Annotated in this window: 14 protein-coding genes; 7 read left to right on the top strand and 7 right to left on the bottom strand. The window is 72.4% G+C overall.

Annotated features, from left to right (window positions below):
* Nucleotides 1-343: 343 nt before the first annotated feature.
* Nucleotides 344-1,546, bottom strand: a complete 1,203-nt coding sequence (locus tag OTB20_RS37435) for a flavin-containing monooxygenase (protein WP_267824407.1) — start codon at nucleotides 1,544-1,546, stop codon at nucleotides 344-346.
* Nucleotides 1,547-2,163: 617 nt separating this feature from the next.
* Between OTB20_RS37435 and OTB20_RS37430 the strand changes: the two genes are divergently transcribed.
* A complete protein-coding gene (locus OTB20_RS37430) occupies nucleotides 2,164-2,607 on the top strand; it encodes a Zn-ribbon domain-containing OB-fold protein (RefSeq protein WP_267824406.1) in 444 nt (147 codons plus the stop codon).
* 562 nt (nucleotides 2,608-3,169) lie between these two features.
* Here the strand turns inward: OTB20_RS37430 and OTB20_RS37425 are convergent.
* Nucleotides 3,170-3,838: a pyridoxine/pyridoxamine 5'-phosphate oxidase gene (locus tag OTB20_RS37425; protein WP_267824405.1), complete on the bottom strand. Its 669-nt coding sequence runs from the start codon at nucleotides 3,836-3,838 to the stop codon at nucleotides 3,170-3,172.
* Between the two features lie 370 nt (nucleotides 3,839-4,208).
* Here OTB20_RS37425 and OTB20_RS37420 point away from each other — a divergent pair, with 370 nt between their 5' ends.
* The gene (locus OTB20_RS37420) at nucleotides 4,209-4,442 is read left to right on the top strand and encodes a hypothetical protein (protein WP_267824404.1); all 234 of its coding nucleotides are present in this window, start codon (nucleotides 4,209-4,211) and stop codon (nucleotides 4,440-4,442) included.
* Between the two features lie 140 nt (nucleotides 4,443-4,582).
* Here OTB20_RS37420 and OTB20_RS37415 read toward each other — a convergent pair whose 3' ends face one another.
* A complete protein-coding gene (locus OTB20_RS37415; protein ID WP_420716570.1) occupies nucleotides 4,583-5,515 on the bottom strand; it encodes a D-alanyl-D-alanine carboxypeptidase family protein in 933 nt (310 codons plus the stop codon).
* 106 nt (nucleotides 5,516-5,621) lie between these two features.
* On the bottom strand, nucleotides 5,622-6,836 hold the full coding sequence (locus OTB20_RS37410) for an acetyl-CoA acetyltransferase (RefSeq protein WP_267824402.1): 1,215 nt from the start codon (nucleotides 6,834-6,836) through the stop codon (nucleotides 5,622-5,624).
* Nucleotides 6,837-7,031: 195 nt separating this feature from the next.
* Here OTB20_RS37410 and OTB20_RS37405 point away from each other — a divergent pair, with 195 nt between their 5' ends.
* Both OTB20_RS37405 and OTB20_RS37400 read left to right on the top strand, forming a co-directional pair.
* Nucleotides 7,032-8,240 carry an acyl-CoA dehydrogenase family protein gene (locus OTB20_RS37405; RefSeq protein WP_267824401.1) on the top strand — a complete coding sequence of 403 codons (1,209 nt, stop codon included), beginning with the start codon at nucleotides 7,032-7,034 and terminating at the stop codon, nucleotides 8,238-8,240.
* The gene (locus OTB20_RS37400) at nucleotides 8,240-8,713 is read left to right on the top strand and encodes a nitroreductase family deazaflavin-dependent oxidoreductase (RefSeq protein ID WP_267824400.1); all 474 of its coding nucleotides are present in this window, start codon (nucleotides 8,240-8,242) and stop codon (nucleotides 8,711-8,713) included. Before OTB20_RS37405 ends, OTB20_RS37400 begins: the two co-directional genes overlap by 1 nt.
* Nucleotides 8,714-8,801: 88 nt before the next feature.
* Here the strand turns inward: OTB20_RS37400 and OTB20_RS37395 are convergent, their stop codons facing one another.
* On the bottom strand, nucleotides 8,802-9,449 hold the full coding sequence (locus tag OTB20_RS37395) for a TetR family transcriptional regulator (protein WP_267824399.1): 648 nt from the start codon (nucleotides 9,447-9,449) through the stop codon (nucleotides 8,802-8,804).
* 301 nt (nucleotides 9,450-9,750) lie between these two features.
* Between OTB20_RS37395 and OTB20_RS37390 the strand changes: the two genes are divergently transcribed.
* Nucleotides 9,751-10,551, top strand: coding sequence for a VOC family protein (locus OTB20_RS37390; protein WP_267824398.1), 801 nt, complete (start codon nucleotides 9,751-9,753; stop codon nucleotides 10,549-10,551).
* Between the two features lie 74 nt (nucleotides 10,552-10,625).
* On the opposite strand, the gene OTB20_RS37385 is transcribed toward OTB20_RS37390, so the two are convergent.
* Nucleotides 10,626-12,197 carry a hypothetical protein gene (locus OTB20_RS37385; RefSeq protein ID WP_267824397.1) on the bottom strand — a complete coding sequence of 524 codons (1,572 nt, stop codon included), beginning with the start codon at nucleotides 12,195-12,197 and terminating at the stop codon, nucleotides 10,626-10,628.
* A gap of 627 nt (nucleotides 12,198-12,824) precedes the next feature.
* Here OTB20_RS37385 and OTB20_RS37380 point away from each other — a divergent pair.
* The gene (locus OTB20_RS37380; RefSeq protein WP_267824396.1) at nucleotides 12,825-15,284 is read left to right on the top strand and encodes a PQQ-binding-like beta-propeller repeat protein; all 2,460 of its coding nucleotides are present in this window, start codon (nucleotides 12,825-12,827) and stop codon (nucleotides 15,282-15,284) included.
* Between the two features lie 90 nt (nucleotides 15,285-15,374).
* The gene (locus tag OTB20_RS37375; protein ID WP_267824395.1) at nucleotides 15,375-15,869 is read left to right on the top strand and encodes a peptidylprolyl isomerase; all 495 of its coding nucleotides are present in this window, start codon (nucleotides 15,375-15,377) and stop codon (nucleotides 15,867-15,869) included.
* Nucleotides 15,870-15,976: 107 nt separating this feature from the next.
* On the opposite strand, the gene OTB20_RS37370 is transcribed toward OTB20_RS37375, so the two are convergent.
* Nucleotides 15,977-16,561, bottom strand: coding sequence for a hypothetical protein (locus OTB20_RS37370; RefSeq protein WP_324290465.1), 585 nt, complete (start codon nucleotides 16,559-16,561; stop codon nucleotides 15,977-15,979).
* Nucleotides 16,562-16,564 lie beyond the last annotated feature (3 nt).

The raw sequence follows: 16,564 nt of genomic DNA, 5'->3' as shown, positions 1-16,564 counted from the left end.
CTCGATCAGAGTCCACTGCTCGTCGGTGAGATCGCCTCGCGCCATGACTGATGGCCTATCAAGACCGGGCCTCCACGCGCAGGCGATCTACCGAACTCGCGATCCGGACTCCAGACAGGACCTAGTGCTGTGCGCGGGATGTGCGGGGGGTGGGCTCGGCGATCGTCCCGGCCTTCAGGGCGGGCGAGTTCGCGGAGTGCGCCGCTGATGGGCTTGGCGAAGCCGGTGAAGTGGAGGCCGGGGGCTTCGGGCGGGGTATGGGGGCCGTACGGGGCGTACGGGGCCTGCGGGCTGCGGGGCGAACGGCCGGCCGTCCGCCCCGGCCCCAGCCGAGAGGCGCGCCCTATGCGTCGTCGCGGGACGTGCGGGCGATGGCCTTCGCGATCTTCGCGGCGTCCAGGGCCAGTTCGCGGAACATGCCGCTGATGGGGTTGGTGAAGCCGGTGAAGTAGAGACCGGGGGCTTCGGGCGGGGTGTGGGCGCCGTGGGTGCGGGGGCGGCCGCGGTCGTCCAGTACGGCGAGGTCGCCGACCAGTCCCTCCAGGGCGCGGCGGTAGCCGGTGGCCGCGATCACGGCGTCCGGGGTGATCCTGGAGCCGTCCGCGAGGACCACCTCGGCTCCGTCGAAGGACTCGACGGCGGCCACGGGCTCCACCCGGCCGGCGCGCACCGCGTCGATCAGGCCGACGTCCTGGATCGGGATCGACCCCTGCTTGACCCTGCTGTACAGGCCGACGGTGGGGCGCGGGAGCCCGTACGCGGACAGGTCCGGGACCGAGAGCTTGCCGGCGATCGCGCCGAGCCGGTCGACGAGCCGGACGGGAAGCCGTCGGACGAGGATCCCGGTCCGCTGGGCCGGCCAGCCGGCGGTGGAGCGGCGCAGGATGTGCGGAGCCGTGCGTACTGCGAGCCGGACCCGGGCGGCGCCGCCTTCGGCGAGGTCCACGGCTATCTCGGCGCCGGTGTTGCCGACGCCGACGACGAGGACGTCCTGGCCGGTGTAAGGGGTGGGGTTGCGGTACTCGGCGGCGTGGGCGAGGGGCCCCGGGTAGGTGTCGCGGCCGGGCCAGTCGGGGATGACGGGGGTGTGGTTGAACCCGGTCGCGACCACGACCGCCCGGGCCGCCATGACGCGGCCGCCGGTGGCGTGAACGGTCCAGCCGTGGGCGCCGGAGGCGCTGGAGGACTCGGAGGAGCCGGGAGAGTCGGGGGAGTCCGAGGTCACGGAGGGCTCGATGTGGGTCACTTCGATGCCGGTGGCGATCTCCAGCTCGTGGAACTCGGCGTACTTCTCCAGGTAGCGCACGACGTTCTCGCGTGCGACCCAGCGTCCGAATCGGCGCGGCATGGCCAGGCCCGGGAGGGAGGAGAGCCGTCGTGTGGTGTGCAGGTGGAGGCGGTCGTAGTGCCGCCGCCAGGACGCGCCGACCGACTCGGACTTCTCCACGACCACGACCCGGATCCCACGGGCGCGCAGCGCAGCGGCCACGGCGAGGCCGCCGGGACCGGCGCCGATCACGTAAACCGGTCGGGGCTGGGTGGACATGTCGGGTGCTGTCGGGACTCCGGGCATGGGTTGTGAGCGTATCGCCGTACGGGAGCGGTGGGTCTCGGACGAGGAGGGAATCGATTGCGGATCGATCACGGGGGTGGGGGTGGGGGTGGGATGAGGTGGGGTGCGGTGGGGGCGATCGAGGCTCGGGTGGGGTGAATCTGGGTGGGGGTGGACGGGGGCCGGGTGGTGGACCTGGGTGGGGGCTGGAGCCGGGCCGGGGTGGTGAGCCCGGGGGTGGGCCTGGGTGGTGAGCCCGGGTTGGACCTGGGTGGAGGCTGGAGTTGGGCCGGGTGGTGTATCTGCCGGGTGGGGCGGAGTTGGACCCGCGTGGTGACCCTTGGGCTGGAGGGGTGGTGAGCCCTGGGTCCGGCCTGGGTGGTGACCCTTGGGTTGGAGCTGGGTGGCGCCCCCGCGTTGGACCTGGGTGGCGACCCGCGGGTGTGGTCCGGGTGGTGAACCCGGGTGTGACCTGGAGGGTGGCCCCGGGGTGGATCCGGGTGTGGCCGGCGGGGTGGGACTCGGTGGGGGCTTGTGGGATGGGGCGGGATCCGGTGAACTGACGGAACGTCAGATGATGGATGGGTGCTGTGTCCCGGAGGAGTGGTGTCGTGAGTACTGGAACCGGTACGGCTGCGCGGTTCGACCTGCCGGAGATCGACGACTTCACGCGGCCCTACTGGGACGCGGCGGCGGAGGGGCGGCTGTTGCTGCGGCGCTGCCAGGAGTGCGGGAAGGCGCACCACTATCCGCGGGAGTTCTGCCCGGCCTGCTGGGCGGGCGAGGACCGGGTGACGTGGGAGACGGCGAGCGGGCGAGCCACGCTGTACACGTGGTCGGTGATCCATCGGAACGACCTGCCGCCCTTCGGGGAGCGGGTGCCGTATGTGGCGGCCGTGGTGGATCTTGCGGAGGGGCCGCGGATGATGACCGAGGTCGTGGGTGGGGAAGGGGCGGACCTGCGGGTGGGCATGGACCTGGTGGTGACCTTCCGGGAGGCGGCGGAAGGGGTCTGGGTGGCGGTCTTCACCCCCGAGGGTGGCCTGACCGCCTGACCGCCTGACCGCCTGACCGCCTGACCGCCTGACCGCCTGACCGCCTGACCGCCTGACCGCCTGACCGCCTGACCGCCCTGACCGACAGACCGGCTGGACCGTCTCACCGCCTCGACCGTCTGACCGGCTGGACCGGCAGGCCGGGGGCTTTGGGGTCCGGCGATGCCGGGCAGCGGCCCGTACGTCGGGGTGCGGCAGCGGGTGGGTCGGCCCTGCGGGGCGGAGTCCCCTACCCGCCCTTCCTCCGTTCCCCGGGCTCGGCCCGGACCCGGTCCTCAAGCGCCGGACGGGCTGGAGGTGTCGGGCGGGCTGAAGGATCCTGGGGCTCCGCCCCAGACCCCGGTCCTCAAACGCCGGACGGCTGGCGCAGGCTGGAGTGTCGTCGGGACCCTCGCCCCCCTGGACCCGGTTCTCGAGGGCCGGACGGGCGGGGGTGTCGGGCTGGCCGGAGTGTCGTCGGGACCCTCGCCCCCCTGGACCCGGTTCTCGAGGGCCGGACGGGTGGAGGGGCCCCACCCGATGGTGGCTGGGGGAGTTCGGGGCGTAGCTCCAAGGGGGTGGGTCAGGGCCACAGGAGGTGGCGGGTCCAGGGGGTGGTGGGGGTGCGGGTGTAGTGGAGGCGGGTGTGGAGGCGGTTGGGGTCTCCCTGGAAGAACTCGATCTCCGTGGGGGAGAGTACGTACCGGGTCCACGTCGGCACCGGGGCGTCCGGCTCCGCGCCGGCCCGGGCCCAGGACTCCGCCGCGGTGGCGGCCAGTTGTTCGCGGGTGGCCAGCACCTCGCTCTGCCGGCCCGTCAGTGCCGCCGCGAGCGCCCCGCGTGTGCGGGCCGCCAGGTCGGCTCGGCTCTCCGCCGCGTCGCACGCGGTGACTTGCCCCCGGATGCGGATCTGGCGGGCCACCGCAGGCCAGTAGAAGCCCAGTGCCGCCGCCGGCTGCCCGGCGAGCTGGCGGCCCTTCGTGCTGGTGGAGTGCGAGGCGAAGTGCAGGCCGCGCTCGTCGGCGTCGTGGAGCATGAGCGTTCGTACGTCGGGCCGCCCGTCCGCGTCCACCGTCGCCAGGCTCATCGTGTGCGGCTCGGGCTGGCCCGACTTGGCGGCGTGCGTGAACCACTCCCGGAACAGCTCCAGCGGATCGGCCGGTGCGGTGGCCGTGTCGAAGGAGGGCAGCGGGCCGTCCCAGACGCGCAGGGAGTGCAGGGTGGTGTGGAAGTCGCTCGAGTCGCTCGTCATGGGCCAATCGAACACCACGCGGTCGCGCCGTCACTACGGTGTGTGGGCTTTACGTGCCTTACGTGAGGCTGAAGGGTGAGGGTGGGGAGACGTGCGAATGAAGAACGGCGTCATACGAAGAACCTTGGCCGCGTTGGCGGTTGCCGGTGTCGTGATGGCCTGTGGGCCCGCGTCGGGGGGTGGTGGGGCCCCGGCCGTCCCGTCCAGCCCCGTACCGGTCACCTCCGTACCGGTAACCTCCGCACCGGTCATCTCCGCTCCGGCGACCTCCCCTCCCGTCAGCTCACCCCCTCCCACTTCCGTCGCGCCGACCCAGACCCCGAGCCCGACTCGGACGCAGGCCCCGCCGCGGACCCGGACCCCGGCACCCGTGGACCCGAGGCCGGCCCCGGCCCCCGGCCGCAGTACGGCGAAGCCCCCGGTCGCCGGCAAGACGCCGCAGGAGCCCCCGAGTGAGGCCTGCGAGATCGTGTCCAACGCCGGGAACTGCTACAAAGCGGGGCAGTTCTGCCGCAAGGCCGACCTCGGGCGCCCCACCCACGCCGCGAACCGCCGGATGATCTACTGCCGGATGGACGGCACGCAGCCCCGCTGGCAGTACTAGGTACCTGGGCGAAGCGGGAGAAGGAGAAAGAGCAGGAGAAGGCGCGGCAACGCCGAACGGGGGCGCTCCGCCCGACCTGTTCGGTCGGGTGGAGCGCCCCCGTGGATTCCCGTACGTCAGGGCGTCCGGGCGTTACGGCATCAGTCGAGGATGTCCGGCATCGGCTTGGTGGTGCTGTCCTGGAGCGTGGCCGCGCCGGTGGCCGGGCCGACGGCCCAGTTGGTGAGTGCGACCGCGTCGGTGTAGCGGCTGCTGTCGTTCAGCAGGACGCCGATGATCGTCTTGCCGTTGCGGGTCACGGAGAACACGAGGCACTGGCCCGCGAGCGTGCCGGTACCCGTCTTGACCCCGATCGCGCCCGGGGTCGTGTAGCCCGAACCGGGCTTGATGAGCAGGTTGCTGTTCGACCACGCGGCGTCGGTGGAGGTACCGCCGCTGCTGATCGTGTTGGTCTTGACGATCGACTTGAAGGTGCTGCTGCGCATCGCGAACCGGGTCATCTTCGCGAGGTCGCGCGCGGTGGTGAGGTTGTTGCCCGTCGGCGAGATGCCGTCGAAGGAGTCGTACGTGGTGTTGGTCATGCCGAGGCTCTTGGCCTTGGCGTTCATCTGCGCGATGAAGTTCGCCGTGCGGGCCGCCGTGGTGGAGCCGGAACCGAAGGTGTCGGCGAGCGCGTAGGCCGCGTCGCAGCCCGACGGCAGCATCAGCGCGTACAGCAGCTGGCGGACGGTGGGCGTGGCGCCCGCCTTCAGGTGGGCCGTGCTCGCGCCCTCCCGGACCACGTAGTCCAGGTACTCCTGCTTGATGGTGACCTTCTTGTTGAGGTCGAGACCAGGCGAGGTGAGGACGACCACGGCCGAAGTGATCTTCGTGGTGCTGGCCATCTGGCGCTTCGTGTCACCCGCCTTGTAGGCGAGCGTGGTTCCCGTGGTGCCGTCCATCAGGAACGACGCGGAAGCGGAGTTCGTCGGTGCGGTGGCCGCCTGGGCCGGTGCGCCGATGGTGAGGAGGGCGCCGGTGGCGACGCTGATGGCGAGAGCGGCGCGGGAGCGCCGCAGCAGGTTCGATATCAAGTCATATCCCGTGATGGCTGGAAAATCCCCGAACGGGCGCGGTCCTCGTGTGATGCCGAGGTCGCCGCGCCCCACCGGAGCTTACGCAGCAGGGCGGGTCCGAACATCAGTCCCGGCCCAGAATGACGGTGCCCGACGAGCAGAACCAGCCGCCCGTGCCCGAGGTGAGGGCCACCCGTGGGAGGGTTCCACCCGCTTTGCGTACTTGGCCCGCGCCTGCCTCGCCGCGTAGTTGGCGTACCGCCTCGACGAGGAGGAACAGGCCGCGCATGCCGGGGTGGCAGGCGGAGAGGCCGCCGCCGTCGGTATTGACCGGGAGTTCGCCGTCCCGCAGGAGCCGGCCCTTCTCCACGAAGGCGCCGCCCTCGCCCTTCGCGCAGAAGCCGAGGTCCTCCAGGGTGACCAGGGTCATGTAGGTGAAGGCGTCGTAGATCTCGGCCAGGTCCACGTCCGCCGGGGTGAGCCCCGCGCGGGCGAAGGCCTGGCGGCCCGAGACCGCCGCCGGGGAGACGGTGAAGTCCTCCCACTCCGACATCGTGGTGTGCGAGACGGAGGTGCCGGAGCCGAGGATCCAGACGGGCTCCTTGGCCGTGTCCGGTACGTAGTCCTCCGCGGCCAGCAGGACCGCGCAGCCGCCGTCAGAGCGGATGCAGCAGTTCAGCTTCGTGAAGGGGTCCGCGATCATCCCGGAGGACAGGACGTCGTCGACCGTGATCGGGTCGCGGAACATCGCGTCCGGGTTGGTGGCGGCGTTCGCCCGCGCCTGGACGGCGACTTCGGCGAGCTGCTCCAGCGTCGTGCCGTACTCGTGCATGTGGCGGCGGGCGGCCATCGCGTACTTGGAGACCAGCGTGTGCCCGTACGGGACCTCGAACTGCAGTGGGCCCCGGGCTCCGAAGGAGAGGTTCGAGGTCCGGCGCCGGGCCTTGATGTCGGCGCGTGCGGTGGATCCGTAGACGAGGAGGACCGCGTTGGCGTGGCCGGCCGCGATGGCGTCGGCGGCGTGGGCGGCCATGACTTCCCAGGTCGAGCCGCCGACCGAGGTGGAGTCGACCCAGGTGGGGCGCAGGCCCAGGTACTCGGCGACCTCCACGGGCGCCAGGATGCCGAGGCCGGCCGAGGCGAAGCCGTCGATGACCGACCGGTCCAGGCCGGAGTCGGCCAGGGCCCGGCGGGCGGCCTGCGCGTGCAGGGCGTACGGGGTGGGGCCGTCCACCCGGCCGCAGTCCGAGAGGGCGACGCCGACGACGGCGCCCCGGCGGCGGGCGGGGGGCGGCGTGGTGGACGCGGTGGCGGAGAGGGGTCCAGGTGTGACAGGCATGGGGCGACGGTACAACTGACGTATCGTCAGATGCTAGAGGGGGCGGCCCGGCCGCCGCGAGGCCGCCGCGCCCCGCCGGGGGATCACCTTCGAAGGGTCCGCCCCCTGTGCTTATGGCGTCGCTCGCCCTAACATGACGGCCCGTCAGATAGCCTCCGGCCACCGCCGGGAGGTGCCCCCGGGAGGAGCCCGACGATGGATGCCGCCTTCACCGCGGAGCAGGATGAGATGCGCCGTACCCTGCGCGAGATCCTGGGCAAACGCTGCGGCCCCGACGCGGTCAAGTCCGCCGCGCGAACCGCCGCCGGACACGACCGCGAGCTGTGGCAGCAGCTCGCCCAGCAGCTCGGGCTGCCCGGCATCGCCGTGGCCGAGGAGTACGGCGGTGTCGGCTGCGCCCCCGCCGACCTCGCCCTGGCCTGCGAGGAGACCGGGCGGGTGCTGCTGCCCTCGCCGCTGCTGGCCACCGCCGTGCTCGCCGCGCCGCTGGTCACCACCCTGGGCACCGCCGCCCAGCGCTCCGCCCTGCTCCCGCCGCTCGCGGCGGGCGGGCTCACCGCCGCGCTCGCCGTGCCCGGTCCCGCCCTGTCCACCGCCCTCGCGCTGACCGGGGACAACGCCTCGGGCGGATGGGCCGGCGGCGGGCGGGCCGGTGGGGTGCAGGCCCGCGCCGCGGACGGCGGCTGGCGGCTGTACGGGGAGGTCGCCCAGGTGCTCGACGGGCACAGCGCCTCACTGCTGCTCGTGGCCGCGCACGCGGGAGGGTTCGCCCGCAGCCGGACACTGCTGTTCCTCGTACGGGAGGATGCGCCCGGCCTCGTACGGGAGCGGCAGACCACCCTCGACGAGACCCGGCCGCAGGGCCGTGTCCAACTCCGCGACGTCGAAGCGGAATTGCTGGGGGGCGAGGATGCCGACGTGACCAGCGCCCTCGCATCCGCCGGACGCGGCGCCGCCGCGGTACTGGCCGCCGAGGCGGTCGGCGCGGCCGGGCAGGCGCTCGCGCGCACCGTGGAGTACGTACAGCAGCGCGAGCAGTTCGGCCGGGCCATCGGCTCGTTCCAGGCGGTCAAACACCGCCTCGCCGACCTCTACGTACAGGTCCAGGCGGCCCGCTCGGCCGCCTACTACGCCGCCTGGGACCCGGAACAGGGCGGACTCGCCCTGGCCCAGGCCCTGGAAGCGCTACGGATCACCGCCGGCGAGGCGATTCAGCTGCACGGCGGCATCGGCTTCACCTGGGAGCACGACGCCCACCTCTACTTCAAGCGGGCGGCCGCCGACGAACTGCTCTTCGGCCCCGTCCACAGACTGCGCGCGCACGCCGCGGAAGCGGCCGGGCTGTTCGCTCCCGCCGCCCCCACACCCGCCCCCGCCCCACGGACCGAGAAGGTGGCCGTCTGATGGCTCCCGGAGTCAAGCTGATGCAGAAGGTCTCCTCGACCTTGCTGTTCGCCAAGATCGCACCGCACGTCATCCCCGCCATGGACAAGGCGGTGCACAAGCTGACCCGCGGCAAGGTCATCCTCAGCGCCCAGATGCTCCCCGGCGTGATCCTCACCGCCAAGGGCGCCAAGACCGGCGAGCCCCGCACCACCCCGCTCGCGTGCATGCCGGAGCAGGACGGCGTGAGCTGGCTGCTGATCGGCTCGAACTTCGGCCGCCCCGGACACCCGGCATGGACCGGGAACCTGCTCAAGAACCCTGAAGCAGACGTGAGTTGGAAGGGGCAGGACATCGCCGTACGCGCCCGCCTGCTGGCGGGTGAGGAGCGCGAGGTGGCGTGGCGGGCGGCGCTGAAGTTCTGGCCGCCGTACGCGACGTACCAGGCGCGCATCGAGCGCGAGATCCGGTTGTTCCGCCTGGAGCGTCGCTGATCGCGGCGGAAGTCCCTCGGATGGTGAGGCCTTCGGCAGGGCGCCGCAGGCCGGGCGAAGGGCGGCGGACCCGGTGCGGGTCCGCCGCCTACTTCGTGGGCTTCTTGCCCGTGATGCCCAGGTGGACCAGGAGCGCCAGGTTCGGCTTCAGTTCCGCCTGCTTGACGCCCCAGGTCTGGAAGCCCTTCTGGTGCGAGGCGACCGCCGCGAGCATGGCGACCAGCGAACCGGCCATCGCCGCCGGACTCGTGTCCTTGTCGACCTTGCCCTTGGCCTGCAGCTCCTTCATCGACTCCGTGAGGGAGTTGGTGACGGAGTTGAGGATCTTCATGCGGATCTTGTAGAACCGCTTGTCGCCCTCGGCCGCGCCGAGGTCGACGACCCGCAGGATCGCGTCGTTGCGGCGCCAGAAGTCCAAGAAACCCTCGACGAGTTCCTCGGCCGCCACCCAGCCCGCCTTGCCGACCCACGAGCGCCCCTCGACCAGCGAGGTGAGCTGCGCACCCTCGTTGGCCATGCGCTCCGCGATCTCCAGGACGGCACCTTCGACGTCCGGGAAGTACTGGTAGAAGGTCGCGGGGGAGGTACCGGCCTTGCGGGCGACGTCGATCACTTTGACGTCGCGGTACGGCGAGGAGCTGAGCATCTCGCTGAGGCAGTCGAGCAGCTTCTGCCTCGTCGCCTGACCGCGCCGGCCGGCAACGCGGCCGTCGACGGTGCGTACTTGTCCTGTCATGCCGTCAGCTTACCGAGGGGTGATCGGGGCGCGATTCGGCCGCCTGCAAATGGGGCTACGGGACGCCTGGCCTGGGCATAAGCCCGACCCGACTCCTCACCGCGAACGATTCCGGCCGGGCGGGCCCCCGGGCGCGCCGCTGCCGGGTCGCACCTTGTCCCCCGAATAGTCTTATCAACAGGCTGTGGACAAGTTTTCGGGCACATCATGATCCGGAGGACATGGCTGGGCGAACGAGGCGGATCGTGCGCGGAGGGTGCACACCCTCGCACATCCCCGCACAACGGAAGGAACCGGGCTCATGGCCGCATTCGCGGAAGGCTCACCCTGCTGGGTCGACGCCTCCCTGCCGGACGTGGAAGCCGGCAAGCGCTTCTACGGTGAGCTCTTCGGGTGGACCTTCACCGACAGTGCGGGAGCCCAGTACGGCCACTACACCCAGGCCTACAGCCGCGGCCGCAACGTCGCCGCCCTCGCCCCCAAGCCCGACGGCCGCATGCCGACCGTCTGGGGGATCTACCTCTACACCACCGATGCCTACGCCTGCGCCCAGCGCATCCGCGCCGCCGGCGGCCAGATGGTGATGGACCCCATGCCCGTGGGCCCCTACGGGACCGCCGCGATGGCCGCCGACCCCGGCGGGGCCGTCTTCGGGCTGTGGCAGCCCGGCACCCACCACGGCTTCGACGCCCAGCAGGAGCCCTACACGTACTGCTGGTCCGAGGTGTACACCCGGGCCCGCGACGCCGTGGACGTCTTCTACGCCAAGGTCTTCGGCTACGTCCCCGAGGACCAGAACGACGCCGAGTCGGGCATCGAGTACCGCGTCTGGTCCCCGCCCGGCCGCGCGCCCGGATCGGACACCGCCGTCCTGGGGCGCAGCCTCATCACCGAGGCCTTCCCCGAGATCATGCCCGCGCACTTCCTCGCGTACTTCGCCGTCCCCGACTGCGACCAGTCGGTGGCGATGGTGCAACGCCTCGGCGGACGGGTCACCGCCGACCCCTTCGACACCCCGTACGGGCGCATCGCGGTGGTCGCCGACAACCAGGGCGCGGTCTTCGGGTTGCTGTCGGAGCCCCGTACGAGGACGGGTGGCTAGGCCGGTCGTGTGACCGGCAGCCCGCCACCCCCGTAGCCGGGCTGCCGCCCTCCTGCCGCCCGTCCCCGTTCGGGCTAGTTCACCGGGAGCTCGTCCTGGCGGCTCTCGGCGGCGAAGTGGGTGCCGTCGGCGTCGCGGTGGCGGGCGATCCAGGTACCGGTGGTGTCGGCGGTGAACTTGCGGACGAAGGTGCCGTCCTTGACTGTCTTCGCCCGCCCCTTGTACGTGAACGCCTCGGTGCCGGCGGGCCGGAAGTAGAAGAGCACCGTCTGGCCGCCGTAGGCCTTTGCCGGGGTCCCGTGCTGGAGCTTGCCCTTGATGGCGAAGCCCTGGCCCTTGCGCAGCGGCTCGGGGGCGGCGTCGAAGGTCTTGAAGGCGGTCACCGTCCGGGACAGGCGCAGCGGCTCGCCGGCCGTGCCCAGGACGAGGGCCTCACCGGGGTACCGCAGCCGCCAGTAGCCGTTGGTCTCGCCCGGCACCGTCTGGTGGAACGGGTCGGAGCTGAAGCCCGCGGTGAACACCTTGCGCGTGGTCCAGTTCGTCCGGCCGTCGGACGAGTACTGGATCTCGACCTCGGCGCTCTGCCTGGCGACGCCGGGCTTGCGGTCCAGGCTCCCGGTGAACGTCGCGCGCCGCGCGGCGTCGATCGTGGCGCCGACTCCTTGGAAGGAGGTGACGGCGACGAGCTCGACGTCCGTGCCGGCCTGCGTGCTCTCCAGCCAGGGATAGGACTCCCCGTTCACCCACGTGGTGCTCTCGTCCTCGCGCAGGATCCGTACCTGCCGCTCGAACCGGCCGTCCGCCCCCGTCGTGGTCGCACCGTTCGCACCGTCGAGCAGAGGAGTGCCCTCGGGTACGGGCTTGCGCGTGCCGTCCGGGGCGATCTTGAGGGCCTTGCCCGTGAGCTTCGCGATCGATCCGTAGTGCGCCCAGATCCTCTCGGACTGGCTGTCGAGGAGGATCTCGGCCCTCTGGCGGACCGCGACCGCGGTCGCAGGGTGCTCCTCGGGGTCCATCTCGGGGGTGGCCCGGACACCGACGCGCACCTCGGTCGACGCCTCCGTGCCCCGGAAGGTGAAGGGGGAGGCCAGGTGGCCCTGGGCGTCCGTGGTCACCTCCTGGGAGGTGCGGTCGGTGGAGAGGGTGACCTTGGTGTTCTTGAGCGGGGAGCTCGTCCGGGTCCGCGGGTCGAAGGTCGTCAGGTCGGCCGACACGTTGGTCGTGAGGTGGTCGAGGGACACCGTGCCCCGCGTGGCGGCGTGAGCCACCTCGGAGCGCAGCCGGTAGTCGAAGTCCCCGCAGACGGTGGGTTCGGCTTCGCCGCCGACCTCGATCGTGTAGATCCCGAGGTCGGGCAGCTCGACCGGCTCGGAGATCCTCTCCCGGTGGTGCGGGTCGCCGGCGGGGTCGACGCTTACGGGCACCACCTTCCACTTGTCGATGGACGCGACGCGCAGACCCGTCTTCTTGTCCCGCAGATGGACGACCGCGGAATCCGGACTGTCCACCGTCCCCTTGACCAGGACGGCCCCCTCGCGGGTGGTGGAGATCCCCTCCGGGCAGGCAGCGGGGGAGCCGGCCCGAGCCATCCCCGGCGCGGCCAGCCCTCCGATCGCCGCTGCGGCGATCACGATGGCTGAGGTCAAACGGTGACGCATGGATCCCCCGAGTGCTGACGAGCTGAACGAAGACCTAGACCCGTGACCCCGCCCGAGGGTTGTACGTCTTTTCCCACGAACCGAGCCGAACTTCCCGCCGCACCGGGGCCGGACCAGACACGGCCGACCGCCAGGCCGGCCTGGTCCGGGAGTTCGGGTGCCCTACGGGTTCACGGCGAGGTCGTCCTGGCGGCTCTCGGCGTTGAAGTGCTTGCCGTCGGCGTCCCTCCGGCGTACCGGAGCCGCCAGTAGCCGTCCGCCTCGCCCGGCAGGGTCTGCTCGAACTTTCCGCAGTCCCCGTGACGAACGTTTTGCGCGTCGTCCAATTCGTCTTGCCGTCCGTTACTAGACCCTCGACATCCCCCACGGGTTGTACGCCTTTCACCTTTCACCTCTTCCCGTGCACCTTTCCCGCCGCCCGTGCGGAGCCGCCCGCCGTGCCGGGGCCGGACCGGGCGCGGGCCTGACAGAATCGGGGGTGCGCGTCCCGGCCCCTGGCCGGGAGTGAGACGCTGCACGGGGCAGGGACCCACGTTGGCCGGTTCTGGCCGGTGGAGTGCTTGTCGGAAGAGCGGGCCCTCGAGGGAGCCCGTACGGGGATGGGTGTGGAGGCGAGTGGTGGAGCAGCTGACGCAGCACGACCCGAGACGGATCGGCCCTTTCGAGGTGCTGGGACGGCTCGGAGCCGGCGGCATGGGGCTGGTCTATCTCGCCCGGTCGGCGTCCGGACGCCGGGTCGCCATCAAGACGGTGCGCACCGAACTCGCCGAGGACCAGCTGTTCCGCGTCCGCTTCACCCGTGAGGTGGAGGCTGCGCGCGCCGTCTCCGGCTTCTACACCGCGGCCGTCGTCGACGCCGACCCGCGCGCGGCCGTGCCGTGGCTGGCCACCGCGTACGTACCGGCGCCCTCCCTGGAGGAGATCGTCCACGAGTGCGGGCCCATGCCAGCCCAGGCCGTACGGTGGCTCGCGGCCGGCATCGCCGAGGCGCTGCAGTCCATCCACGGGGCGGGCCTGGTCCACCGCGACCTGAAGCCGTCCAACGTGCTCGTCGTCGAGGACGGCCCGCGCGTGATCGACTTCGGCATCGCCAGCGGGGTCTCCAACACCCGCCTGACCATGACGAACGTCGCCGTCGGCACCCCCGCCTACATGTCGCCCGAGCAGGCCAAGGACTCGCGCAGCGTCAAGGGCGCCAGCGACGTCTTCTCGCTCGGCTCCACGCTGGTCTTCGCCGCCACCGGGCACCCGCCGTACCACGGGGCGAACCCGGTGGAGACGGTCTTCATGCTGCTGCGCGAGGGCCCCAACCTGGAGGGGCTCCCGGACGAGCTCCGCCCCCTGATCGACGCCTGTATGACGATGGACGCCACGCAGCGGCCGACACCGGCCGATCTGCAGGCGCAGCTCGCCCCGCACCTCTTCGAGGGCGGCGACGAGAGCGGTACCGCCTCGGCGTGGCTGCCCGAGCACGCCGTCGCGATGATCGAGGCCCGGCGGGCCGGCCACCGCAACGCCGCCGCGGCGGCCGCGGCGGCCGCCGTGCCGAAGCCGGCCGGCTCCGGACGGCCGGGCGGCTCCGCGCCCGCCCGCGCCCCGGGCCACGGCTCCGGCCACGGCTCCGGCCACGGTTCCGGACCCGCCTCCGGGCCCGCCACGCACCGCCGCCAGCGCGGCGGAGCCGACCCCTGGAGCGACCCGCGGACCGGCCAGGCCGTCCCGCAGCGGCCCGAGCACCCCCCGATGGCGCCTTCCGGCGTGCCCGTGCGGCTCGGCGGCTCCCCGGTGCCGATCGGCCCCGGACCGCAGGCCTCCACCTCGGCGCCCGCCGCCCACGCCGTCGCCGCGGACTCGGCGACCGGCTGGATCCGCCCGCCCGGCGGTTCGGTGGCCGCTCCCGCGCCGGTGGCCTCCGTACCCGGCCCCGGCCCGGCCCCCGACAGCGGCCGCTGGCGGCCCTGGCGCTTCCGGATGTCGAACGAGGTCTGGGGCACCCCGACCGTCGCCGGCGACCTGCTGTACGTCACCTCCTTCGAGGTGCACGCCCTGGACGTGGCCAGCGGCCGCCGCCAGTTCAAGACCCGCGACGTCGCCTGGTCCATGGCCGTCTCCGACGGGCGCATCCACGCCTCCGACGGCCCCTCCCTCTACGCCCTCGACGCCACCGACGGCTCCGAGCGCTGGCGGCTGTCCACCGACGCCTGGGTGTACGCCCTGCGCGCGGACCGGGGCACCGTCGTCACCGCCACGCGCGGCGGCGGCGTACAGGCCTGGGAGTCCTCCAGCGGGCACAAGCTGTGGGAGCTGTCCGGCGCTCAGAGCGACTTCGAGACCGTCGAGGCGGCCCCCGTCCTGCACGACGGCACGGCCTACGTGTGGCAGGACGCCCGGCTGCGCGCCCTGGACGCCCGCTCCGGCCGCGAGTCCTGGTCGTACCCGGTCGGCGACGCCGCCTCCTGCGGGAACGTGCCCGTACGGATCACGCCCGCCCCCGACGGCAACGTCTATGTCGCCGCCGGCACCCGGGTGATCTCCATCGACCGGGCCTCCGGCCGGGTCCGCTGGCACTTCGAGGCCCCTGCCGTGTTCCTCGCGCCCCCGGCCTTCGCCCCCGGCGCGGCCGTCACGGGCGGCGGCGTCTACCTCGCCGACTATCTGGGCACCGTCTACGCCCTGGACGCGGCCACCGGAAAGGACCGCTGGCGCATCGCCACCGAGTCCCGGCAGTCAGCCGACCCGGTCGTCGTCGCCGCGGGCAACGTCCACCTGGCCGCGGGCAGCGCCGTGTACACGCTCGACGCGATCACCGGCACCCCGAAGTGGCGGTTCGCGGCGGGCGGCGAGATCACCGGTTCCCCGGCGGTCGCGGCCGGCCGCGTCCACTTCGGTTCGGCCGACCACTGCCTGTACACCCTCGACGCGGCGGGCGGCCAGCTCCGCTGGAAGCTGGCCACCGGCGGGGAGATCACCGGAGCCCCGGTGGCCGAGGCGGGCGTGGTCTACGCGTGCAGCAAGGACCGCTGCGTGTACGCCCTGGATGCCGCCAAGGGCACGGGGACCCGTACGGGCACCTGAGCCGGGCTGAGCTGGGGCTGAGCCGTCAGGGGGCCGCGTCGCGGCCCCCTCGGGGGCGCGCACCGCACCAGGAGTGACAGGATGGACCCCATGAGCAACGTATTCTTCGACATCACCATCGACGGCAACCCCGCCGGCCGCATCGTCTTCAGCCTCTTCGACGAGGTCGTCCCGGACACCGCCCGGAACTTCCGCGAGCTGTGCACCGGCCAGAACGGCTACGGCTACGCCGGCTCCGGCTTCCACCGCGTCATCCCGCAGTTCATGCTGCAGGGCGGTGACTTCACCAACCACAACGGCACGGGTGGCAAGAGCATCTACGGCGAGAAGTTCGCCGACGAGAACTTCACCCTCAAGCACGACCGCAAGTACCTCCTGTCGATGGCGAACGCCGGCCGCAACACCAACGGCTCGCAGTTCTTCGTCACCACCGTCCTCACCCCGTGGCTCGACGGCAAGCACGTCGTCTTCGGCGAGGTCGTCGAGGGCCAGGAGATCGTCGACTCGATCGAGAAGCTCGGCAGCCCCTCCGGCTCCACCAAGAGCAGCATCAAGATCGCGGCTTCCGGCGTCGTCGAGGCCTGATCCCCACCCCGCCCGCAACGGCTGGCCGGCCCCGCCCCCTCACGGGGGACGGGGCCGCCGTCATGTCCGGGTCCGGGACGGTCCTGGGCGTGGTCCTACGAGCCGTCCTACGAGTGGTCCTGCGGCGGCGGCGGCGGCCAGGCGGAGGGGGCCGGGGGCTGAGCCGGGTCCCTGACCGGCTCATCGAACGGCTCCGGGCCACGGTCCGGAGCCGGAGCGGCCCGGTCACGGCGGCGGGGCCGGCCGCTCATCACGGCCGCCGCGAGGATGAGCAGGGCGCCCGCGCCGAAGGCGTTGGCGAGGCCGTCGCCGAGCCCGAGTCCGTCACCGCCGACCGAGAGACTGCCCGCGGCCTGGCCCTGGCGGACCATCCACAGCACGGCGAAGCCGAGGACGACGACTCCGGCGAAGGCCATGAGCAGCCGTGAGCGCAGCACGATCGCGAGCAGCGTGAGCAGGGCGGCGAAGAGGAACGGCAGCAGGATCGAGCCCAGCAGGGCGGCCTTGTCGTCGGTGATCCCGGCCGCGGTGAAGAGCTCCTCGATGCGGTAGTCACGCCCGTGACGGCCGTCGTACCAGGCACGGAAGGGGCTCCAGACGGCGGCCGTCGCTCCGATCAGGCCCATGAGCGAGCCGAGTACGTTGCGGATCATGCCCGGCCCTCCGGGGGAGTGGGTCTGGATCTCGGTCACGAC

The organism is Streptomyces sp. H27-H1 (genome assembly GCF_026627445.1).
Taxonomy (GTDB): Bacteria; Actinomycetota; Actinomycetes; order Streptomycetales; family Streptomycetaceae; genus Streptomyces.
The sequence above is the reverse complement of the archived record's forward strand: the minus strand, read 5'-3'. Positions and strand labels throughout refer to the sequence as shown.